The sequence below is a fragment of the Vreelandella neptunia genome, from assembly GCF_034479615.1.
GTDB lineage: Bacteria > Pseudomonadota > Gammaproteobacteria > Pseudomonadales > Halomonadaceae > Vreelandella > Vreelandella neptunia.
Genome location: NZ_CP140255.1, coordinates 838,526 through 861,384 on the forward strand (window position 1 = coordinate 838,526; position 22,859 = coordinate 861,384).

Consider the following 22,859-nt stretch of genomic DNA (forward strand, 5'->3'; position numbering starts at 1 on the left):
TGGCGCTATTAATCTTCCGGTAGCGCGTAGCCAATCACGTAATCGCCCATCTTGGTGCCAAAGGTGCCGTGGCCCCCCGCCGTGACGACCACGTACTGACGGCCATCTTGGCCGGTATAGGTCATTGGCGTGGCTTGGCCACCTGCTGGCAGGCGCGCTTTATACAGCTCCTCGCCGGTAGTGATGTCGTAACCACGCAGGTACTGATCCAGGGTGCCGCTTAAGAACGACACCCCGCCAGCAGTCGTCAGCGGGCCGCCTAGCGCAGGAACGCCGACGTTCAAGCCAATCGGTAGATCAAACGGCATGCTGTCACGGGTAGTGCCATTGCGGTGCTTCCACACCACTTCGTTACTTTGCAGGTCAATACCGGCTACATCGCCCCAGGAGGGCGCTTGGCAGGGTAGGCCCAGTACCGAGAGCAACGGGCCAAGCTCAACGGCATAGGGGGCGCCTTCATTGGCTTGGAGTCCTTGTTCGCTGGCCGAGCCCTGGCCCTCTTCTACTTCTTCACGAGGGATTAGCGTGGATACAAACGCTAAATATTTAGCGCCGGTGAAGAGTGCTTGGCGTTCGGGATCAACGGCGACACCGCCCCAGTTCATCACGCCCACATTACCCGGATAAACAATGCTGCCTTCCAACGAAGGCGGAGTGTACTGGCCTTCATAGCGCAAAGAGTTGAACTGAATGCGGCACATCATTTGATCAAACGGCGAGGCGCCCCACATGTCGCGCTCGGTGAGCGGCGGTGGCAGCAGGTTAAGCGCTGAACGCGGCTGAGTCTCGGCTGTCCAGTCGCCTTCCACGGCGCCCTGAGGTGCAGGCACCTCTTCAATGGGCACAATCGGCTCACCGGTTTCGCGGTTCAGTACATAGAGGCTGCCCTGCTTGGTCGGCTGAATAACCGCGGGCTGGGTGCCATCACTCGTGGCTAGGTCAATCAGTATAGGTTGCGCAGGTGAGTCCATATCCCAGAGGTCGTGGTGTACGAACTGGTAAACCCACTCAACCTGACCATCTTCCAGGTTGAGTGCCACTAGACCCGCGCTGTAGGTTTCATCGTTCTCGGTGCGGTCAGCGCCATACTGGTCAGGCGTGGCGTTGCCCATCGGCAGGTAAACCATACCCAGTTCTTCATCAACGCTGATCGGTGCCCACACATTAGGAGAGCCGCGGGTGTAGGTTTCGCCTTCTGGTAACGGGTCGGTGTTGTCAGGATTGCCGCTATCCCAGTTCCACACCAGCTCGCCGGTATGCACATCAAAGGCACGAATAACGCCTGAGGGCTCGTCAATGGAGCTGTTGTCGGTGACATGGCCACCCAGAATGACCAGATTTTCGGTTACCGTCGCAGGGGAAGTGGAGTAGTAACCGCCAGGTGAGAAATCGCCAATATTGTTGGTGAGATCAATTTCGCCGTTATTGCCAAAGTTAGCACACCGCTCACCCGTATCCGCATTTAGCGCAATCAAGCGGGCATCTGCCGTGGGCAGGTAGAGCCTGCGTGGGCACATGACGTCGGTCTCGCTGAGCATGGATTGCTGCGGGGCGCCGTTGTCTTCTTCAGCACCGAACAGTAGTGACAAGAAGGAGAGATCCAGGCTGAAAATATCGCTGTCATCGAAGATATCGAAAGAGAGTGCGGTAGCACTACTCGGCGCAGCGTCGCTGTTCGCCGCTTGGTCGTTAGGTGTGCTCTCAGCAGCTGAATAACTGGCCGCATCGTAATAAGCGAGGCCACGGCAGGTCATGTGCGCCCAGCCGGAGAAGTCATCTGCACCCATGGTGCTGATTTCAGGGTCAAACGCCCACAGGGTTTCGCCGGTTTCAGGGGAGAGAGACATCGCCCGACTGTGAGAGGTACAGATATACAGGCTGTCGTTCACTTTTAACGGGGTATTCTGGTTGGTGATCTCCGGGGGCGCATTCGGGCCCGCCTCATCACCGGTTTGAATGCGCCATACCTCTTCAAGCTCGCCGATGTTGTCCGGCGTGATCTGATCGAGCGAGGAGTAGTGGGTGCCCGCGTTGGTGCCGCCATAGGCAGGCCAGTCATCGCCCGCCACTTGGGCTGGGTTAACGCTATCGGCCGTTGATTGGTTATTAGTGGCTAGCGAGCCTTCGATAGTGCCGGGATCGTTAAACTGGCTGGCAATGGCCACGATAACGGCGGCAGCAATGCTGCCAACAAGCGCCAGGCTGCCGCCTTTTGAACGTAGTGGCTTACGCCACCAGGGCAGGAGCAGCAGAATACCTATTAAACAGAGAATGGCAACGCGGGGTACTAACTGCCACCAGTCGAGACCCACCTCCCACAGCGCCCACATTAATGTGGCAAAAAGAATCAGCGCGTAGAGCCACAGAGCGGCGCCTTTGCGCAGGGCAAATAGAACGCCGCAGGCAATAATACTAAGCCCGGCAATTAAGTAGTAGGCGCTGCCGCCTACGCTAACGAGCTTGCTGCCGCCAAAAGCAAGTACCAAGCCGATAATAGATAGTAGCAGGCCAACGATAATCGCTGGCCATTTACTGTGATCGCGCGTGCTTTCTTCCATGAGATGTCCCCTAGTGAAGCGTACTTAATACGTTAATGCATGCCGCTTAAACCCTAAATTCCAGCAATAAGTGCCAAGCGACGAACCCACAACGCGCTTTAACCCATCGGCGGCGCCGATGGGTTAAAACACACCGCTATTATGAATGATTTTAATAATCAATTCGCTATTGGTCTAACGATTTGATGTTTTTTCTAAGGTGGGCACCCTACCGCCATATTGTTGACGTTGCGGTAGGGTTGGCTCGAAGACGTGAGGGTTATAGCTTGACCAGCATTTTACCGGTATTGCCTCCGTCAAACAGGGCCAGGAAGGCGTCGGGCGTACTCTCAAGGCCTTCTTTCACTGTCTCTTTATATACCAGTTTACCTTCCGCTACCTGAGGGGCTACTTCGTTCAGGAAATAGGGATAGCTAGACCAGTGGTCAGCCACAATAAAGCCCTGCATTTTGGCTTTGCGCACGACCAGCTGAGCGAGATTGCTCGGGCCGGGAGTGGGTTCTTTTGCATTGTAGCTATCGATCATGCCGCATACAGCAATCCGCGCGCCTTCATTAAGCTGGCTCAATGCCGCTTCCAAGCAGATGCCACCAACGTTTTCGTAATACACATCGATGCCATTGGGGCTGGCAAGCTTAATGGCGTCGCTTAATTCCTGTGCGGTGCGGTCGCGATAGCTAACCGGTTCGACGCCCAATGACTCAAGCCAGGCCAGCTTATGCGCAGCACCGGCAATACCGACCACATGGCAGCCCTTGGCTTTGGCCAGCTGCACTGCCAGAGAGCCTACAGCACCGCTAGCCGCGCTAACCAAGACATTGTCACCCGGCTTGCATTCAGCAATCAGGTTGAGGCCTGTCCAGGCAGTCATGCCGGGCATGCCCAGTACACCCAGGTAAGCTTGCTCGGGAACGTCGATATCGGGTAATGCCGTGACGCCCTTTGCAGGTAGTTGGGCAATATCCCGCCAACCGCCCATATGACTGACTTTATCGCCCACTTTTAGGCTTGAATCATTGGATTCGATTACCTCGCCAATGGCGCCACCTTCCATGGGCTTGCCGAGCTCAAACGGCTCCACATAGGTGCGAAGGCCGCTCATGCGGCCGCGCATATAAGGGTCGACGGAAAGCCAGCGGTTACGAATACGTACTTCACCTTCGGCTAGGTCGGGTAGGGTTTGTGTTTCCAGCTTAAAGAGCGCGCGGTCGGGTAGGCCGTTGGGATAATCGGTAAGCGTATAAAATTGTGACTGCATTGGTGTGCCTCCTGCGAATACTTAGCGTGTATCGAACTCCTTGCAGCATAGAGACCATTAGCCTGCTTGCAAGTTCGTTAATGTGGTTATTCGTCATCTAATGTGGATTTAATATTAATCGACCATTTTGAGTCTCATAATTCTGATTGTAACCACTAAGCCAACTATCTGTTGTGGGAGGGCGCTTTAGCGATGGTTCGACACTTCGACGAAGTGTGCCGTAGGCACCCCGGTATTATCGGATTGGAAGCATAAGCAATCGCGAGCTGAAGCTCCCTCCCACGGGGGCAGTTATCAGTTTGGCAGCCTAAACGGTCACGAGCTTAAGCTACCTCCCACAGGTCAACTGTCAGACTGTCAGAAATAATTCCATACCGAATGACGAAGAGCCGTTAATGTATTGGGAAGTAGCCACATAAAGAAACAGGGCGACCATTGCTGGCCGCCCTGTCTGTTGACTGCTTTGAGATAACGGTGCTTCGTGTGCTGTCGCATTGATTAGGCTAAGGGGTATCACACAATAATCAAGGATGTGTTATCCGTTAATCCAACAGCGTTACCATCACTGGAGCTGTACCGCGGCGAATCATGCCAAGCTTCGCTGCCGCGCGTTTAGATAAATCAATAATGCGTCCTTGAATGAAAGGGCCGCGGTCATTGATCAGTACTTCTACCTCTTGCCCCGTGTCCGGGCGAGTCACCAACACCTTGGTTCCAAACGGCAAACTCGGGTGGGCGGCGGTCAGCGCCTGTTGGTCAAAGGGCTCTCCACTGGCAGTGGGCGCTCCTTGAAAGCGGTCACTGTAAAAAGATGCGACGCCTTCCTGTGTTTCTGTTTCGTGTGCAAAAGCACTATTGGCAGCGCTACTCGCTATTACCGCTGCCAAACATATCGTTCGGATCAGTCGTTTTTGGGCTCCCATAGGAGTACCTCGGTTTTGCGTGTTACGAATCTCGCACTCTGATGAGGTGCCTGATAGGCTTGTCGATACTACCCTTGTCGCAACGAGTCAGCAAGCTTTGAGAAGATCGATGCAAATAGGTTCAATTTCAAGATTTTTAATCTCTACTGATGTGGCCTTGGGTTTCAGTGACTTATCAGCTCAGGTGTTAAATGAATAGAGAAAGCACTTTGTGCAATGCAGCTTTTTTTATGAAACGCTCACTTTAATTGGTTAATGCCTTATAATAGACATAGTTTATTAATGTTTATCATTACGGCTGAACAAGGAAATGCTCATGGCTAAATCTTCCCCTCTCGCTCGCGTCATTCTAGTCACTGGTGGTATGGCTGTTGGTGCCATAGCTGTTCAGGCGCACGCTTCGTCTACCGCAGAGGAATTAGCGGAATTGGATAGTTTAACGCTAGGCGAGGAGACCCGCGGTGAGATCACTACGGCGAGTGAGCTTAACGGTAACGACGGCAGCCGCTTCAACCGCTATGTGATTTCATTAGAGGAGGGAGAAATCGTCGAGATTTCTTTAGAAGGCGCTTTGCAAGGCGTGGTAGCGCTTTTCGACGACCAGCTCCAACTGCTCGATAATGCCCCTATCGTTCGTCACCGTATTGAAGAGAGTGGCGACTATGTAGTGGTGGTTAGCGGTGCCGATGCGCATAGCTATGGCCCGTTTACGGTTGATAGTCGTACCGTTGAGCTGTCGGATGTTGATACAGTGGCAGTGGGTGAACCCATTGATAGTTGGCTGCAAGGGGATGCCCGTGAAATCACCTTGAACATAGAAGAGGCGGGCCTCTACCAACTGGAAATGCGTTCTGACGACTTCGACGCCTATCTAGAGATTGAGGGGCCGAACGGCTACGCTCGTGAAGACGACGACAGTGCCGGTGATCTAGACGCGCGTATTGCTGATTTCCTGGAGCCCGGTGAATATACGCTAACGGCCCGCAGCGCCTACGGGGATGGCAATGGCGTTTATACGCTTTCAGTAGAGCCTCACGAGTTACCGGGTGATGGTGAGCTGCGTAATGATGGAGCGCTTACTCCCGGTGACTCTCTCAACGGCTGGTACAGCGGCCAGGAGCTTAGTTACCAAATAGAGGTAGAAGAAGCGGGCATGTACCAAATTGATATGCGCGCCAGCGACATCGACTCCTACCTGGTGCTCGAGGGGCCCAACGGTTACTACCGTGAAGATGATGACAGTGCTGGCAACCTGGATGCGAGCATCGCTGATTTTCTTGCTCCCGGTGAGTATCAGTTAACGGCACGTACTGCCTATGGCGAGAGCAGTGGCATGTTCACTCTCTCCATGGAGCCGCGTGATATGCCAGATGTCGATCTGCGTAATGAAGGCACACTGACCCCTGGCGAAGCGCTTAACGGCTGGTATAGCGGTGAACCGCTGACGTATCAGTTGGAGGTAGAAGAGAGCTCGTTAGTGACGTTGGAGATGCGCTCTGCCGATTTTGATACCTTTATTGAGGTTAGTGGTCAGGGCTTTGCCGCCAGCGATGACGACGGCGCGGGCGGTACCGACTCACGGCTTCAAGAGCAGTTGCTGCCCGGCACTTATACCGTAAGCGCACGCGGGTTTAGCGCTACCGGTAGCGGCTTATTTGAACTAAGCCTCGAAATGGAGCCGACGGAAATCCCACCAGAGCTTTAATGGTTAGCGCAAATCGATAATACCCAACGCCCCTTTCGCTTACGCGATAGGGGCGTTGGTTTATTGGTCGATGGTGAGGCGTAAATAGTTAGGCGTGAGGAGGTTAACGGCTCGCTTTTAGGCAGCCTACTACTACCAGCACTGCTGCGGCGGGTAAACGCCAGTCGAGTACGCTCATGCCTGCCAGCACCAACAGCAGAGCGGCCAGAATCGGCACGCCATAGGCCAAGCTGCCCACCAGGCTCGCGTGCCCCCAGCGCAATGCTTTATCCCAGGCCACCATGGCTACTCCGTACGGCCCTAACCCCAGGGCGATACCTGCCAGCAATGCCTCCCCGCTGGGAAAAGCTAGCGTGCCTTCCAGTGCCAGGCTCGCGGTCAAGGCAATAGCACAGGCGATGAGCAGTAGTCGCGGCAGCAGCGGCGTTAACGCCACCGGTGCTGCTTGGCTTAACCATGAATAGATTGCCCAGCAGCAGGCGGCCAACAAGGCTAGCGCGTAGCCCGTGGTAGCGCCTCCCAGGCCTCCATTGATGGCTTGAGGAACCAGCAGCAGCGCCGCACCCGAAAACGCAATCAGTGCGCCGACAACCCCCGCAATCTGCAGGCGGCCAAAACGGCTCCATTGGCTGAGTAGTACAAACAGCACCGGCCAAGTGTAGGTAATGAGCGCCGCTTCGGCGGCGGGCGCTAAACGCATGCCAATAAAGTAGGTGCTGACGGCGCCAAAGATAAGCAGCGGGATACCCACCCAAACGCTGAGCTGCCAACCCGCGCCGCTGGCAGCGACGTTTACGCGGCGGCTTAACGGTAGCGTCGCCAATGATCCCGCTAACAGGGTCACTGCAGTTAGCTGCAAGGGCGGTGTCGCTTTGGCAAACTCAGCCAGCAGCGGTGCCGCACTCCAAAGCATCACGGCCACTAGCGCCGCACCAACACTGTACCAACGTGGGAATAACGCGGGGGAGTGAACGGGATGCATAAGAGTTCTCCTTGATTTGAGCATGTGCCGAGCAGCATACTCATCATCAATGCATCACAATATCGATCTTTTATGATCGATTTCATCAAGCTTGGTGATATATGCGTGCCCCTACGTTAGACCTAACCCTGCTACGCACTCTGGTGGCTATTGCGGATACCGGCAGTGTGACCGCAGCCGCTAAACGGCTGGCGTATACCCAGTCCACTGTGAGCATGCAGCTCCAGCGGCTAGAAGCGCAGCTATCGCTCACGCTGCACGAGCGGGAAGGGCGGCGAATACGCTTTACCTCAGAAGGCGAACGCTTGCTTAACCACGCCCGTCGGCTATTAGCGCTTAACGATGACGCGTGGAGCGATATGCAGGCGCGCCAGGTAACAGGCGATCTTACCCTCGGCATACCTGAAGATTACGCCTCGCTGCTGCCCTCGGTGTTTGCCTATTTTCATCAGCTCTACCCCGCCGTGGGGTTAAAGGTGATCTGCGGCACCAGCGCGCATCTCGTTGAGCAGGTTAAAGCTAAAGAGCTGGATCTCGCCCTGGTGACTCGGCAGCGTAACTCGCCGGGCGGGGATGTGATTCGTCGGGAACCGCTATTGTGGGCGGTCGGTATGAACCAGCAGCCGCTGCTAAGCGACCCGTTGCCGTTGGCGCTCTACTCCCCGGGGGCTGACGTATTCCGTGAAGTGGCCGAGCAGGCCTTGCAATCGGCGGGGCGCAGCTGGCGCGTTGCCTATACCAGTCAATCCATGGCGGGGCTGGCGCCGATCGTTACCGCTGGGCTGGCTATCGTAGTGGTGACTCGCAGCATGCTAACCCCTGCGCTTAGACCGCTGGATGAGAGCAGTGGGCTGCCTGCTCTACCGATGATCGAGTTGGCGCTGCACCGGGCGCCGCACCGACCTTCGGAGCCTGCGCGCCGCTTGGCAGAGTTAATCCGCGAGCAGCTAGCAGTGCCCGAACAAGCGCTATAACGTGGTTTTGGTTATTCGTCATCTAATGTGGATTTAATATTAACCGGCACATTTTGTGCCTCACGGTTCAGACAGAACCACCAAGCCAACTGTCTGTTGTGGGAGGCCGCTTCGAGCGGGCGAAGGGTACCAAAGGTACCCCCGGTGTTGTCAGGCTGGCAGCCTAAACGGTCGCGAGCTAAAGCTACCTCCCACAGGTCAACTGTCAGAAATAATTCCATACCGAATGACGAAGAGTCGTGGTTTTATATCTCAAGTAGAGCCTAAGTAATGCTTAGCGTTGATGGCCGTGTAGTGCTTTAATCAGCGTAAGGGAGCGTTACTGACTAGAATGAAAAGCAAATGAATTGGCTGTTAGGAGCACTGCATGCACGAATTGGATCACTATATCTACCCGCATCGGGTGCTGCACTGGCTGGTGGCTGGCGCTGTGTTGCTCTCCTTAGCCAGCGGTTTAACGTTAGGCTTTTTGGGCTATGAACGCACCGTCGCTTTAGTCGGCAATATGTTGACGAACTTGCTGTATACCAGCCATAAGACGCTGGGTGTGCTGATCCTGTTGCTAATGACGCTACGTATCATTACCCGTCTGGCCTTTGTGGTGCCTGACCATGAACCGCCCCTAAATGCCTTCGAGAGGGTGGTGAGTACCAGCGTTCACCATTTGCTCTACTTGGCGTTGATTGTTATGCCTTTATTGGGCTGGGCGGCTACCGCAAGCGGCGGCTTTCCAGTGGAGTTTTTCCACTGGCATTTACCCGGTTTGATTGGCGAGCGCGAGCAACTGTCTGAACAACTCTTTATGTGGCATGGGCGCCTGGGGTGGGCCATTCTAGGCTTGGTGGTACTGCACGTCGCCGGTGCTATGTTCCATTGGAAAATCAAACGCGATAACGTTATGAAGCGTATGAGCCTGTTTGATTAATGAACAAGCAATTGGTTAAAAAAACGTGTGGCTACCAGAAAACTAGGGATTAGCTGAGCCGTAACGGCAACAACCTGTGGCTCGGCGTGATTTAACGGCGTACATTTGGCTATCAGCTTCACGCAGAAGACTTTCAAGGGTGGCGCATTCAGCTCCCTGGCAGGTACTTATACCAACGCTGACGCTAACGCTGACACGCTTGCCGCAGGGTAGCTCGATCGGTGAATGAATGGCCTCCCCAATCCGTGCCTCGATCGTCGCGAGAGTATCGTCGTGCCCGATGTTCTCCATAATGATGATGAACTCATCACCGCCGAACCGTGCGCAGTGGTCTCGCTTACGGGCTAGGTTGGAAATACGTTTGGCCACTTTTTGTAACACGAAGTCGCCTGCTTCATGGCCGTAGTCATCGTTGATGGGTTTGAATCGATCCAGGTCGAGCATCAGTAATGCCAGCCGGTGATTATGCTGACGAGTCCGTTCCAAGGCTCCTGCTGCGGAGCGCGCTAGCCCATGGCGATTTAATAAACCCGTGAGCACATCATAATTGGCTAAATGCTCTAGCGCTTTAGTGCGGGCAGCGACTTTTTGTTCCAGAACGGTTTCCTGTTTTTTAAGCGTCATCACCATGTCGGCCTGGGCGCGCTCTTTCTGACGTTTTAACTTGTTGAATCGGGCTGCGAGTGCAAACGACAGCAGTAGCATTTCCAGGGCAGAACCAATTTGAATACCGTGTAGGGTAATAAAGTTAGCCGGTAAAATGCCTAAATTACGCAGCGCAAACACACAAGCCCCGACTAAGAATAGCGACCAAGCCACCACGAAAAGACGGGAGCTAGGTACGCGCTGTGTCACGCAGTAAATTCCACAGATCAGCATGAGTAGCGCTGCCATAAAGCCTGTTACGTCCATGAGTCGTAAGGCGGGCTGGATGGGCAGCAGCAGGGTTGCTATTAGAGCAAGCGAGCAGTAAATACGAAAATAGCTCAGTACACGATGCCAGCGAGGAGTATAGCCTTTTGTATTAAGAAAACTTTGGGTGAAGAGTGTGGCCATGGTGGAAGCAAATGTAAATCCGATGGCGACCAGTCGTGAGGTATTATCACCCAAGGCACTCCAAAACATCAGGGTGCCAGTGCCGTTAAATGTCAAAATCGCAACGGTAAAACCTAATGTGAATAGAGAGTAATAGAGGAAGACACGCTCTTTTAAACCGAAGAACAGCATTAAATTGTAAAGTCCAAGAGCGAGGAGTATGCCGAAGTAAGTGGCTAACCAAAAGTTGTGCCGATCATTCTGAGCGTAAAATGCCTCTGGTGTCATTAAGTTGTAGTTCAACATCTTGCTGCCAGAGGCGGCGACATGAGTGTAGAGGGTAATGGTTTCTTGAGCGGCCATTTCGATTGGGAAAACTGCCTGACGATGGGCGAGGGCGCGCTGGTCAACGGGAAGCGCGCTGCCACTCTGCTGCGCCTCAATCGATGTCTGACGAAGCGTGTAGAGGGTAACGTGATCCAGAAACGGATACTCAAACTGTACCATCCAGCGCTGAGCTTCCGATGAATCATTGCGTACCTGGGTTCGCAGCCATACATCGTGCTGGGTGTAGCCTAGGTTTAAATCCTCAGCGTGGGAACTGGGCTCAAAAACAGGAGGTTGGACGAGTAATTCATTAAGCGTTACATTTTGCCCACTGGCGTGCCAAAACACGCTATTAGAGGCGAGGGGGTAGCTCTCTTGGTTAGGTGATGCTAGCAAAATGGTGTTCGCTTGCGCCCAAGAAGCCAAACAAACGCTCAATAGCAACAATAGGCCGGTATAAAAAAACGCCGTTAAATATCGTACATGCATAGGGTACCGCTATTTTTAGTTTTCTCCCCCGTTCTTTATTTCCTGGGTTCCCTTGCCCATCGGGGTCTTTCTTTCGCCGACAAAGTGCTGATGCACGGTTTGCATGCCGTCTTGCTCATAAGCAGAAAACTGACAGCGCAAGCAAATTTCCTTGTGTCGTACGATAAGTTATCTGAGTGTAGTCGGCTTTTAAGGTTTGTAACATTTAAAAGCCTTATTGTTGTTGAACGATACCACAAAAATGTTGCGTAAGTCGTTGAATTAACTCTCCGCTATGCCGCCAGAAATGCCAGTACAAGGGCACTGCTAAAAAATGACCGGGGGCAACACTGGCTAGTTGGCCACTGGCCATTAATTCGCCGACCTGCAACTGAGGCATCATGCCGTAGCCGATCCCGGCTGCAGCTAAGCGCACAAACCCCTCTGAAGATGGGCAGAGGTGATAAGGAAAGTGGCCGTGGTAGCCGCACTGAGCAAGAAAGCGGTGCTGCAACTGATCGTGAGGGCCGAAGACGATGGCTGGCGCGGATTGAAAGCTCTCTTTGCAAGGGCCTTCTGGAAAGTAGCGTTCGATATAAGCCGGTGTCGCCAAAGGGTGGTAGCGCATTTCTCCCAGCGCAACACTGCGTGCACCGGCTATTGGTTGTGGTGTGGCGCATAGGCAGGCCACCACATCGCCATCGCGCAAGCGCTTGAGTCCCACATCCTGGTCTTCAATCACTAGATCCAGCAGTAGACCCTCCTCTTGGCAGATAGCGGCAACGGCCTCAGCCCACCAGGTGACCAAACTATCCGCATTGATGGCGATCCGCAGGCGCGGTGCCTGGTCATCCAGCGTGGGTAGAGAACCGCGGAGGTCGCGCTCTAAAAGCTGTACCTGCTGGTAATGGGTCAACAACCGCTGGCCCGCAGGGGTGGGAGCTAAATGAGGAGAGCGTATAAGCACCGGCTGCCCAAGGCGAACCTCCAGTGCCTTAATGCGCTGGGAGACAGCTGACTGCGAAAGCCCCAGCACATCGCCTGCGCGCTCAAAACCGTCGCACTCCACCACGATCGCCAAGGCATGAAGCAGTTTATAATCCAGCATGTCGGTTTTCCCAAGGCAGCAAAAAAGTGACACAGAGCAAAAAATGGTTATGAAACGGCGTAGTGCTGTTTATTTAGGTTTAAATAGGATTGAATCTCATAGGTCAATGAATTACATTTCAATGGAGCTAGAGCACCAAACCCTCAGGGGTCGCCTAGCACTTTATGTGAGTAGTTTCTGTAATGCCACAGCCTAAAGGACACTGTAATGCCCGCCATCATGCTCCGTCGCCCTCTTGCTGGCATCGTTGCGCTTAGCGCGCTGATGCCTTTTGCCCCAGTTGCTGTCGACACCGCTGCTGCTGACGGCACCGTTAGCGCTGACGCCGTGGTTAAACACTACGCCGATCTGGCTCATGCCAATTACGCCGATGCACTGAATGCTGCCCAAGCATTGAACGAGCGTATCGACGAATTGCTCGCCAATCCCACGGCCGAAACCTTGAGCGCAGCCAAGCAAGCCTGGCTGCAGGCGCGGGTGCCTTATCAGCAGAGCGAAGTATTTCGTTTCGGTAATGCGGTGGTGGACGACTGGGAAGGGCAGCTCAACGCCTGGCCCCTGGACGAAGGCATGATCGATTACGTCGAAGGTGACGACTACCAGCATGAGCTGGGTAACGAAGGCGCCACCGCCAATATTATCGCCAACGAGCAAATCTCTGTCGGCGGCGAATCTCTGGACGTCAGCGACATTACCCCGGAACTCCTTGCTGATCTGAACGAAATCGGCGGCTCGGAAGCCAACGTCGCCAGCGGCTATCACGCCATCGAGTTTCTGCTCTGGGGGCAGGATCTGCATGGCTTTGAGGAAGGCAACGGCGAACGACCGGTAAGTGATTACCAAACCGGCGACGACTGCACCCATGGCCACTGCGATCGCCGCCGCAGCTACCTGGACGCAGTGTCCGACCTGCTCGTTGACGACCTTGAGTGGATGGTGACCCAGTGGGCGCCGGAAACCGAGGGTAACTACCGCCAGGAACTGCTCGCCGAAAGCGATCAGGAGGGCCTGCGTCGTATGCTGTTCGGTATGGGCTCGCTCTCCCTGGGTGAGCTGGCAGGTGAGCGCTTAAAGGTCGCCCTGGAAGCCAACTCTTTTGAGGATGAGCACGACTGCTTCAGCGACAATACCCACAACTCCCACTACTACAACGGTCAGGGTGTTCAGAATATCTACACCGGCAGCTATCAGCGTCTTGATGGCAGTGTGGTAGAGGGGCCTTCGCTACAAGACTTACTGTCTCAGGCAGATAGCGAGCTAGCCGACACCCTTGGTGAGCAGCTTGAAGCCACCATGACGCGGCTTGATGCTATCAAGCAGGCGGCTGAGGCGGAAAGCTCCCCGATGGCATTCGATATGATGATTGCGCCGGGTAACGAGCAGGGCAGTGAATTGATCAACGAGGCGATTCTCACCCTGGTGGCGCAAACAGGGTCTATTGAACAGGCCGCAGGTGAACTGGGCGTGACCTCCCTACAGCCTGATGATGCCGGTCATCGGTTCTAGACTCGACTAGCGTTTACCAAGAGCCGCCGATAGTGTTGCTATCGCGCGGCTCTGTTGGTTTTGTCAGTATCCTCCTTCTCAAGGTATCACCATGTACCGCTTACCCCGGTTTATCGTCCTAGCCAAGTGGGTGCCCAGCACATTAGCCCACAGCAGTTTCTTACTGTTCTTGCTGACCGCGCCCTTACAGGCAGCCGAATCACCTATACAAAATGTGCCACCTAGCCAAGATTATCCCATTCAAACGACGCCCATGAGTGGCGGCGATGGCTCGGTAGAGCAGTTTGACCATAACGCCTATTCGCTGCCGCTGGGTAATATGTCGATGACCAAGCGGCTGGATTTCAGTGTCGGCAACAGCTTCTTTCGTAACCCCTGGGTGGCGGCGCCCGCCAGCACCGAGGCCCGGGATGGCCTGGGGCCGCTGCTCAACACCAATAGCTGCCAGGGTTGCCACCTTAAAGATGGTCGGGGGCACCCACCCACCGGCGACGAAAACCCCATCGCGCTGTTTCTGCGCCTCTCTTTACCCGCTAGCCAAGCGGATCCAGAGACACTGGAGCAGCGGGGCGCGCTTCCGGTACCTAACTACGGTTTGCAGCTACAAACCGCGGCGATTAGCGGTGCCAAGCCCGAGGCCAAGCTGGTGATTGAGTATCGTCCTCGGGAAGTGAGCTTCGCCGATGGTACTAGCGTCACTTTGCAGGAGCCGATCTACTCGATTGCCGAACCCGCCTACGGAGAGCTGCCGGAGTCACTGCAAACCTCGCCACGGCTGGCACCGCCAATGATTGGCCTGGGCCTGCTGGAAGCGATTCCTGAAGCTGACCTTATCGCTGCCGCAGACCCTGATGATGCTGATAACGACGGGATTTCCGGCCGCTATAACCAGGTGTGGGATGTGCGCAGTGGAGCCACGGTAATGGGGCGTTTTGGTTGGAAAGCCGGCGAGCCCAGCATTGAGCAGCAGGGCCTGCACGCCTTTGCCGGGGATATGGGGCTAACCTCCAGTCTGGTGCCACAAACCGACTGCATGGAGAGCCAAGGGTGCGATGAGTTTCCTAACGGTGGCACGCCCGAAGTCAGCGATGACGTGGCCGACTTCGTGACCTTCTACGCTTCCAGCTTGGCGGTACCGATGCGCCGCGATATGGATGAACCAGCGGTAAAGCAGGGGGCTGAGAGATTTAACGCCCTGGGCTGCGCGAGCTGCCACACACCGCGCCAGCGCACCGCTGCGGATACTGCCCGTCCGGCGTTAGCCAATCAGGAAATATGGCCCTATAGCGACTTACTGCTCCACGATCTGGGCGATGCCCTGGCTGATCATCGCAGTGAGTTCCAGGCCGATGGCCGCGAATGGCGCACCCCGCCGCTGTGGGGCATCGGCTTGGCGCAAACGGTTAACCCCCGGGCGGGATTTCTCCACGATGGTCGCGCCCGCACCCTGGAAGAGGCGATACTCTGGCACGGTGGTGAGGCAGAAAGCGCCACCCAGGGCTATCGAGCATTGCCCGCCGACCAGCGCGCGGAACTTATACGTTTCCTTGAATCCCTGTAAGTCATTCTGTTAAGGAGTTACCGTGATCGCATCTCTTCGCCGCCTGAGTTTGCTGGCCTGCGCGCTACTCGCGACGCCGCTCTCTTTTGCTACGGACACCCCTACGCCGCGGGAAATGTGGCACGGCGCGGTGGAACTTCAGTATGCTGAGTTGAGTGCCGCCTCCGAGCGCCTGGAAGCCAGCGCCGCGCGCTTTTGCCAGGGCTCAGACGAGGCCCTCAGGCAGCGGCTGGAAAATGACTGGCTGAGCGCCTACCAAGCCTGGCAGGCGGTGCGCTTTATACAGTTTGGGCCCGTCGAGCAGAATAGCCGGGGCTGGCAACTGCAGTTCTGGCCGGATCGAAAAAACCTGGTGGGCAGCAAGGTGCGCGGCTGGCTGAAGGCAGCCGAAGCGCCGGATGCCCAAGATATCGCCAGTGACAGCGTGGCGATCCAAGGCTTTCCCGCCCTTGAATACTTGCTTTATGACGACGCCATGGACGAACAGGCCCTGAGCGATCCTAAAGCCTGCACGCTGATGCATGCCATCGCCACTTATCTTGCGGATACCACGAGCGCTCTGCATCGCGACTGGCAGGCCTTTGGCGAGCACTATCTTGATACTGCCGACTACACCGAAACCACACTGGCCAGCGCCATCCAGGCCCTCGAAATACTCGAAGATAAACGGCTCGGTGAGCCCATGGGCCTCAAAGGCGCACCCGCCAACGGCTACTTGGCGGAAGCCTGGCGTAGCGGGCAAACGGTTCGGTTGGTAGAGAGCAGCCTGGAGGGCCTGCGTACCGGCCTCCTGCCGGGCCTTACCGCTCTGCTGCGCGAGGCCGATGCGCTACCGCTTGCCGAGGCGTTTCGTGACCAGTTGGATAAGACACTCGTTCAGGCCAGCGAACTGCCACCGGGCTTGGTGCCTTCCCTTGAAGACGAAGAGGCGTTTCGCGGTCTGCAGTCGCTCTACCTCGACATCAGCCAGCTACGCCATCTACTGGGTAACGAGATCGCTGGTGAACTGGGGCTGGTACGAGGCTTTAACTCCAGCGATGGGGATTGAACCATGCAGCGACGCCAAGTACTCAAAGTAGGGTTGGGCAGCGTCGCCATGGCGCTGACTCCGCTGAGCTGGGCGCTGCCCGCGCGGGAGGAAGCCGCTTGGCTGTTCAGCGCGGTAGACGACCCCAGCGGAGGGCATTACATCGCCGGGGTGGCATTGGATGGTCAGACCCGCTTTATGATCGAAGTACCCGAGCGCTGCCATGGAGGCTGTCTGCGGCCCGACTCTCGCCAGGCGGTATTGTTTGCTCGCCGCCCTGGCACACGGATGCATGTGATCGATGGGGACAGCCGCCAATTAGCCCACACCATTGCGGCCGGGGAGGGCTACCACTTCTACGGGCATGGCGTTTTCGACCTGAGCGGGCGCTATCTGTATGTCACCGCCAATCGTTTGGAGGACAGCGCCGGGCTAGTGCGCGTTTATGACGCTGCCAACGACTACGCCCATGTGCGCGATATGCTGCTGGACGGTATTGGGCCCCATGAGCTTAGGCTGATGCCGGATGGTGATACCCTGGTGATTGGTTTGGGGGGTATCCAGACTCACCCTGACTATGGTCGGGTTAAGCTCAACCTGGACACCATGGCACCAGCGCTGATGCTGCTGGATCGCCACAGCGGTGAGGTCTTGGCCCGTCACAAACCCTCCCATCACCAGCTAAGCTGCCGTCATCTTGATGTAGCGGCGGACGGTACCGTGATCGCTGGCTACCAGTTTGAAGGCCCCGAGTGGGAGGCTCACCCGTTAATCTGTCGCCTGGATATCAACGGCCACTTCTCTGAACTGTCACTGGCCGATGAAGTCACCGCCAGTCTGAAGCACTACACTGCCAGCGTGGCGTTTAGCCGTGTTTCTGGCAATGTTCTGGTGACTGCCCCTCGCGGCAATCGGGCACTGCTGCTGGATGCCGAGCAAGGCAAACTTGTTGCCAGCTTGGCGCTGCCCGACGCCGCTGGCGCCCGCTGCGACGGCAACGGCGGCTTTCTGGTCTCCTCCGGCCAGGGCGGGCTTTACCTTGTAACGCCTGACTCGGCAACGCCCGAGCTGCTCGCCAGCCTGGAAATTCGCTGGGATAACCATCTGACATAAAAGACTTTAAATAGTTATTAGTAATAGCCCGTCGATACGAACTGTCAGGCCAACGGTTTACTATCCAATATAAATGACGCCTTCTTGGTGAGAGGTGCTGCTGGTAGACTTCAGCGCTCTTGACAGGAAGGCAAGGAGCCCCATGGAACTGCTGCGCTTAGTATTTCATCACTACCGCTGGCCCTTTTTAGGCGCCATTGCTTTGAGCCTATTGAGCGCTGGCTTAGGGGTCGGGGTAATTGCCTTTATCAACCAGCGGCTTATTGAAGTAGGCAGTATGGCGGCGCTGCCGCAATTTCTCGGCCTGCTGGCGGTGCTCCTGGCGGTCACACTCAGTACGCAATTGGCGCTGACCGTGCTGGGGCATCACTTTGTGTTTGATCTACGCTCGCGGCTGGTGAAGCGGATTCTCGACACCGATATTGAGCGCTTGGAGCAGTTGGGCAACGCCACCTTGCTGGCCAGTTTGTCCAGCGATGTGCGTAACATCACTATTGGCTTTGTGCGTCTGCCGGAACTGATTCAGGGCGTGGTGCTAACGCTCGCCTCGGTGGCCTATTTGGCATGGCTCTCGCCGCAAATGGTGGTGATCACCGTTCTATGGATCGCGTTCACCATGGGCGTGGGTTGGGTGCTGGTGTCGCGGGTGTATCGCCATTTTCGCCTCGTGCGTGAAAGCGAAGACAGTCTGTATAAAGATTTCCAGGCGGCCATTGAAGGGCGCAAAGAGCTGGCGCTCAACCGCGACCGTGCCCGGCGCTTTTATGATGAGCGCTATATCGCCAATGCCCGCGACTACCGTCACCACATTATTCGCGCCGATACCTACCATTTAAGCGCTAACAACTGGTCTAACATTATGATGTTGGGCGCCATCGGGGTGGTGTTTTTCCTCTCTAATGGGTTGGGCTGGGCGAATACCACGGTGGCCTCCACCTTTGCGCTGACGCTGCTGTTTCTGCGCACGCCGCTGATCCAGGCGGTGGGCGCTTGGCCAACGCTGATCAGCGCCCAGGTCGCGTTTGATAAATTGAGTAGCCTGGAGCTAGCCGAGTACCAGTCAAGCTTTGCCGTCGACGATACGCTGTCCGATTGGCAGCGCCTTGAACTGGAAGAAGTCACCTACCACTACCCGAACACTGCCCAGGGCGAGGGCTTTCAGGTGGGGCCGCTCAATATGACCCTAGAGCGCGGTGAGCAGGTGTTTCTGATCGGCGGCAACGGCAGCGGTAAGTCGACCCTGGCAAGGCTGCTCTCGGGGTTATACCGCCCCCAAAGCGGCACTATTAAGATTGACGGGCAGGTGGTCACTGCTGCTCAGTGGGAAGCGTTCCGCGCTCGCTTTGCCAGTGTGTTTACCGATTTCCATCAGTTTGATCAGACCATGGGGCCGGAAGGCCTGCCTGCTGACCCGCAGGTCGTTGATACCTGGCTTGAGCGACTGCAGATGCAGCATAAATTGCAGTGGGAGGGTGATCGTGTCATCAACACCCAGCTCTCCCAAGGGCAGCGTAAGCGCCTGGCACTGCTATTAGCGATTGCCGAAAAACGCGATATTTTGCTCCTCGACGAGTGGGCGGCGGATCAAGACCCGCAGTTCCGCCGGCTGTTCTACCGCGAGCTGTTACCGCACTTAAAAGCAATGGGTAAAACCGTGTTTGCTATCAGCCATGACGACAGCTACTTCGTCCACGCTGATCGGTTGCTGGAGATGTCGAAGGGACAGCTAAGCGAGCTGAAAGGCGAGCAGCGTGCACGAGCGAGTGAGGACGCTGTTGCGCAAATTAATATCTAAACCGTGTTAAAAATAGCTAACGTTTTAACGGGCGACCTGCTTGGCGCGCTTTCGTGCTTCCAGGTCGCAGCCCTCTAGCGGGCAGGTGCCGCAGGTATCAAACTCATCCAGTAAAAAGCGCAGGCAGCAAAGCTTGCGCACCCGCTTAACTTCCTCACTCCCTTTGGGCGTAAAGTAACGCACCGGCTGAAACAGCGGGTTGCGCTTGCCGTTGGGCAGGTTGCGCGCTTCCAGCAACGCCTTGGCGGCCTCAAACGCCTGCTGATTAGCAAGCGGGTGCTCGCCTAGTGCGTTGACGTAAAAGTCCAGGTAGCCACCGGCATTGCTCCAGAACACCCGCTGTGCAGCGCCGGAGATAGCCGCTAATTGCTCAATCAACGGTGCCCAGTGCTGCTCAATCAGGGTAGCAAAACGCTCAAACGGATCTTGAGTGGTTATCGGCGTGCCTTCGTGGGGCAACCATAGCCGCGAGGTGGCGCCCTTGTCGTTGAAGATAACCTGCATGTCGTCCAGCCCCACCGGCAAGTCACGGTTGAGCAGCAGATTAGCTGTCAGTGTGGGAACGGTTAGCGCACTTAAGTGCCACTTCGACCAGATCGATACCACTGCCCGCTGGTCACCGCCTGGGTACTGTGCAGCGAAACGAGAGAGATCCTCCTTGAGCCAATCAGCATCCCGCCAACGGGCTGTTTTGAACGCTTCCAGCGGTGGCGTTCCACCTATTAACGGCGGCGTAAAGTTCGCCAACGGCCCGGTGTAGCAGGCGGCCAACGAAGGCTCGAACAGTTGTGGCTGACGCAGAGCAGAGGGCATCGCGGGCTCCATCACAGGGCTTTAACACAAGGTTTTGACACAGCACACAGGTAAAATATGGCATTCAGCTTAATCGATAATGCGTATCAGTTGAAGCGTTTGATTGCGAATGAGTGCTTTTAAAAGTGTCTGACCTCGGAGAATAGCGCTATTGAGCCACGGCGATATTGTGCTCTCCGTTGGGGTGCTTCATGACCTGCATCGGTAAGCCATAAATAGCCTCTAAGGTGCTGCCGCACATCAAATTATCCGGGCTGCCATGGGCCAGCAAGCGACCGCTGTGCAGCGCCATTAGCTCGTCGCAGTAGCGCGAGGCCATGTTGATATCGTGCAGTACAATAATCACCCCAAGATTTAGCTCATCGCACAGCTTACGGATCAGCGCCAGCACTTCGATTTGGTGGGCGATATCCAGCGCCGCTAGCGGCTCATCCAACAGCAGGAATCGGCTGCCCTGGGCGAGTAGCATCGCCAGCCATACCCTTTGGCGTTCACCACCAGAGAGCGTGTCGACCAAGCGGTCGGCAAAGGCCTCTGTGTGGGTCAGGGCAATGGCGCGATCAATGGCATCTTTGTCTTTTTGGGTATGGCGGCCCAGCAGCCCGTGCCATGGGTAGCGGCCAAAGGCGACTAGCTCGCGTCCGGTAAGACTTTCTGCACTGGGTAAATGCTGGGGCAGGTAAGCCACCTGACGAGCGAACTCACGATTTCCCCAGTCACTCAGCGGGCGCTGATCAAAGTGAATCTCCCCCTGGCTTACCGGCTGCTGCTGGGCCATGAGCTTGATCAGCGTCGACTTGCCCGAGCCGTTATGACCAATCAGGCCATAAACCTTGCCCTCATGAAAGCTGTGGTCAATGGGATTTAAAATCTGCTTACCATTGATTTCAAAGGTGGCGCCTTTGACCTCGAACATGAATGACTCCTAGCGATAGGGTTGATGATAATGCCTCCATTCTAGTGCTAATGGTTCTCATTTTTAACAAAAAAATGAAAAGATTTACGTGATAGATGGCAAACGCCGCTTGGGGAAAGCAGGTCGGGGGTAGTAGGTCTGCATCAGCTAGCCTCCGCTTGAGTGGCTAACCGATGTGATTAGAGGTGGTATTGATCGTTTATCAACAGGCATTTAAACACGCTAACAGTTGGCTATGCCGCTCGGGGTGCGCTGCAATTAGGCTGTTCCATTGAGCGGGATGCGGCTCGCCAGTGAGATCCGTGACGGTGTAGCCCGCCTCTCGGGCAATCACAATGCCGGCGGCGATATCCCAAAAGTCGAGCTTAGCGCCTTGAGACCAAAAAGCATCAAACCGGCCCAGGCTGGTGTAGGCGATCTCCAGCGCCGCGGAGCCCGGGCTGCGGATACCGGCCACCTGGGGCATTAGAGCAGCGAGTTGATTTAGGGCCGTCGAGCAGTCGCCTTTAGCGTGGTACGGCAGGCAGGTGCTTATCAGCATCTCGTTCAGTGGGCGCGGTTCAGGCGTCGTGAGCGGCGTGTCGTTGAGGAAGACGCCGGTGCCAAGGCTGGCCCAAAGCATTTCATCAAGCAGCGGTTGATAGACAACGCCGATGATCAGCTCATCACCCTTGGTGACCGCGATGGAGACCGAGAAGTGGGGCACCCCATGCAGAAAGTTGCTAGTGCCATCGAGAGGGTCAATGATGACGGTATAGTCACTATCGGTGGGTGTAAGCCCGCTCTCTTCACCAAGGAAAGCGATATCGGGAAAAGCGCTGTTGATACAGTCGATAATGATATTCTCGGCGGCCGTATCGTAGTAGCTGACAAAGTCTGACGCCCCCTTTTGCTCAAAGGCGATTCTGCCCTTTAGCGAATATCCCTCGCGTAACAGCGCACCTGCCTCGTACGCCGCCTGCTTCACCGTTTCGAGTAGGTCATTACTGCTATCGAGCATTGTATTTCCCCTGGGCATGCATCGTGTCTTAGTGAATGGCAAAAACTGTATGCCTTCAATGTAACTAGCCATTCATGACGCGGAGATGACAGGAGTAAATTTGGTTTAATGGTAGATCATCTATGCATTTGGCGTCTGAGAGATGCCCCCGCCACATGTCGCTATTAACTGAGTCAACCAGCATATCGTTATAAAAAGTGAGTTAGCTCTCACCCGTTGACTTACCAGGCTCTAACGCAAATAATAATTATTGCCATTTATTCCGTGGTGTTAATCAAGGCAGGAGGCCGAGCTGTGGATACCCAGACCTGGAGCGCTGAGTTAGAAGATATCTTCGTTAATCAGCGGCCCCGGCTCTGTTGTGTCGCCGCAAAAGTCTTGGGCAATGCTGATCAAGCCGATGATGTCGTGCAAGACGCCTATCTGAAAATTTCAGAGGCAACCACGCTTTTTGAGGTAAAGCAGCCCATATCCTACGTGTCACGAGTGGTGCGCAATCTCGCCATTGACCGTTGCCGCCGTTCGGCGTTTGAGTCAGCGCTGTTTGCAAAAGCAGAGGAGGGGGATAACGCCTCTTGTGCGTCACACTCACCTGAGGTGATTGCCATTGATCGCCAGGCCTTGGCACAGGTGGTGGACGCGTTGGACGAGCTGCCCGAGCGTACGCGACGCGCCTTTGAACTTTATCGTTCGGGAAACCATACCCAGCGGGAAGTGGCGTTACAGCTAGGTGTTTCTACCACGTCAGTTAACTTTATGATTCGCGATGCAATGACTCATTGCCGCCAGTCGCTACAAGGGAACCTCTGATTAACTATTGCGCTTGCCTGTACGGCGTTAAAAATCGCCTCGTGCGCGAGTCCGA

The 22,859-nt window shown here is 55.6% G+C and carries 18 protein-coding genes; 9 read left to right on the forward strand and 9 right to left on the reverse strand.

What is annotated here, in order from left to right:
* Positions 1-8: 8 nt before the first annotated feature.
* From SR894_RS03990 to SR894_RS04000, 3 genes are all read right to left on the reverse strand, one after another.
* Entirely contained in the window at positions 9-2,558 is a 2,550-nt protein-coding gene (locus SR894_RS03990) for a glucose/quinate/shikimate family membrane-bound PQQ-dependent dehydrogenase (RefSeq protein ID WP_133732984.1), read from the reverse strand.
* A gap of 259 nt (positions 2,559-2,817) precedes the next feature.
* A complete protein-coding gene (locus SR894_RS03995) occupies positions 2,818-3,816 on the reverse strand; it encodes an NADP-dependent oxidoreductase (protein WP_133732983.1) in 999 nt (332 codons plus the stop codon).
* Between the two features lie 542 nt (positions 3,817-4,358).
* Positions 4,359-4,739, reverse strand: coding sequence for a septal ring lytic transglycosylase RlpA family protein (locus SR894_RS04000; RefSeq protein ID WP_133732982.1), 381 nt, complete (start codon positions 4,737-4,739; stop codon positions 4,359-4,361).
* Positions 4,740-5,055: 316 nt separating this feature from the next.
* On the opposite strand from SR894_RS04000, the gene SR894_RS04005 reads away from it, so the two are divergent.
* Positions 5,056-6,444, forward strand: a complete 1,389-nt coding sequence (locus SR894_RS04005) for a hypothetical protein (RefSeq protein WP_133732981.1) — start codon at positions 5,056-5,058, stop codon at positions 6,442-6,444.
* A 103-nt stretch (positions 6,445-6,547) separates the two neighbouring features.
* On the opposite strand, the gene SR894_RS04010 is transcribed toward SR894_RS04005, so the two are convergent.
* Positions 6,548-7,426: a DMT family transporter gene (locus SR894_RS04010; RefSeq protein WP_133732980.1), complete on the reverse strand. Its 879-nt coding sequence runs from the start codon at positions 7,424-7,426 to the stop codon at positions 6,548-6,550.
* Between the two features lie 101 nt (positions 7,427-7,527).
* Here SR894_RS04010 and SR894_RS04015 point away from each other — a divergent pair, with 101 nt between their 5' ends.
* Together SR894_RS04015 and SR894_RS04020 are read left to right on the forward strand one after the other, a co-directional pair.
* A complete protein-coding gene (locus tag SR894_RS04015; protein WP_133732979.1) occupies positions 7,528-8,400 on the forward strand; it encodes a LysR substrate-binding domain-containing protein in 873 nt (290 codons plus the stop codon).
* 367 nt (positions 8,401-8,767) lie between these two features.
* Positions 8,768-9,325: a cytochrome b gene (locus tag SR894_RS04020; RefSeq protein WP_133732978.1), complete on the forward strand. Its 558-nt coding sequence runs from the start codon at positions 8,768-8,770 to the stop codon at positions 9,323-9,325.
* 42 nt (positions 9,326-9,367) lie between these two features.
* On the opposite strand, the gene SR894_RS04025 is transcribed toward SR894_RS04020, so the two are convergent.
* Both SR894_RS04025 and SR894_RS04030 read right to left on the reverse strand, forming a co-directional pair.
* On the reverse strand, positions 9,368-11,113 hold the full coding sequence (locus SR894_RS04025; protein ID WP_246638018.1) for a sensor domain-containing diguanylate cyclase: 1,746 nt from the start codon (positions 11,111-11,113) through the stop codon (positions 9,368-9,370).
* A 277-nt stretch (positions 11,114-11,390) separates the two neighbouring features.
* Complete coding sequence (locus SR894_RS04030) at positions 11,391-12,263, reverse strand: LysR family transcriptional regulator ArgP (RefSeq protein ID WP_133732976.1); 873 nt, start codon at positions 12,261-12,263, stop codon at positions 11,391-11,393.
* 207 nt (positions 12,264-12,470) lie between these two features.
* On the opposite strand from SR894_RS04030, the gene SR894_RS04035 reads away from it, so the two are divergent.
* From SR894_RS04035 to SR894_RS04055, 5 genes are all read left to right on the forward strand, one after another.
* Positions 12,471-13,769 (forward strand): imelysin family protein, encoded by a 1,299-nt coding sequence (locus SR894_RS04035; protein ID WP_208862716.1) that lies wholly within the window; start codon positions 12,471-12,473, stop codon positions 13,767-13,769.
* A gap of 91 nt (positions 13,770-13,860) precedes the next feature.
* Positions 13,861-15,330: a di-heme oxidoreductase family protein gene (locus SR894_RS04040; RefSeq protein ID WP_133732975.1), complete on the forward strand. Its 1,470-nt coding sequence runs from the start codon at positions 13,861-13,863 to the stop codon at positions 15,328-15,330.
* 22 nt (positions 15,331-15,352) lie between these two features.
* Complete coding sequence (locus SR894_RS04045; RefSeq protein ID WP_133732974.1) at positions 15,353-16,378, forward strand: imelysin family protein; 1,026 nt, start codon at positions 15,353-15,355, stop codon at positions 16,376-16,378.
* Positions 16,379-16,381: 3 nt separating this feature from the next.
* On the forward strand, positions 16,382-17,470 hold the full coding sequence (locus tag SR894_RS04050; RefSeq protein ID WP_133732973.1) for a DUF1513 domain-containing protein: 1,089 nt from the start codon (positions 16,382-16,384) through the stop codon (positions 17,468-17,470).
* A 142-nt stretch (positions 17,471-17,612) separates the two neighbouring features.
* Entirely contained in the window at positions 17,613-19,265 is a 1,653-nt protein-coding gene (locus SR894_RS04055; protein WP_133732972.1) for a multidrug ABC transporter permease/ATP-binding protein, read from the forward strand.
* A 24-nt stretch (positions 19,266-19,289) separates the two neighbouring features.
* Here the strand turns inward: SR894_RS04055 and fhuF are convergent, their stop codons facing one another.
* The 3 genes from fhuF to SR894_RS04070 form a co-directional block, all read right to left on the reverse strand.
* Complete coding sequence (gene fhuF, locus SR894_RS04060; RefSeq protein WP_133732971.1) at positions 19,290-20,078, reverse strand: siderophore-iron reductase FhuF; 789 nt, start codon at positions 20,076-20,078, stop codon at positions 19,290-19,292.
* 148 nt (positions 20,079-20,226) lie between these two features.
* Positions 20,227-20,994, reverse strand: a complete 768-nt coding sequence (locus SR894_RS04065) for an ATP-binding cassette domain-containing protein (RefSeq protein ID WP_133732970.1) — start codon at positions 20,992-20,994, stop codon at positions 20,227-20,229.
* Positions 20,995-21,196: 202 nt separating this feature from the next.
* On the reverse strand, positions 21,197-21,994 hold the full coding sequence (locus tag SR894_RS04070; RefSeq protein ID WP_133732969.1) for an inositol monophosphatase family protein: 798 nt from the start codon (positions 21,992-21,994) through the stop codon (positions 21,197-21,199).
* Between the two features lie 294 nt (positions 21,995-22,288).
* Here SR894_RS04070 and SR894_RS04075 point away from each other — a divergent pair, with 294 nt between their 5' ends.
* Positions 22,289-22,804 carry an RNA polymerase factor sigma-70 gene (locus tag SR894_RS04075; protein ID WP_166650420.1) on the forward strand — a complete coding sequence of 172 codons (516 nt, stop codon included), beginning with the start codon at positions 22,289-22,291 and terminating at the stop codon, positions 22,802-22,804.
* Positions 22,805-22,859: the final 55 nt, after the last annotated feature.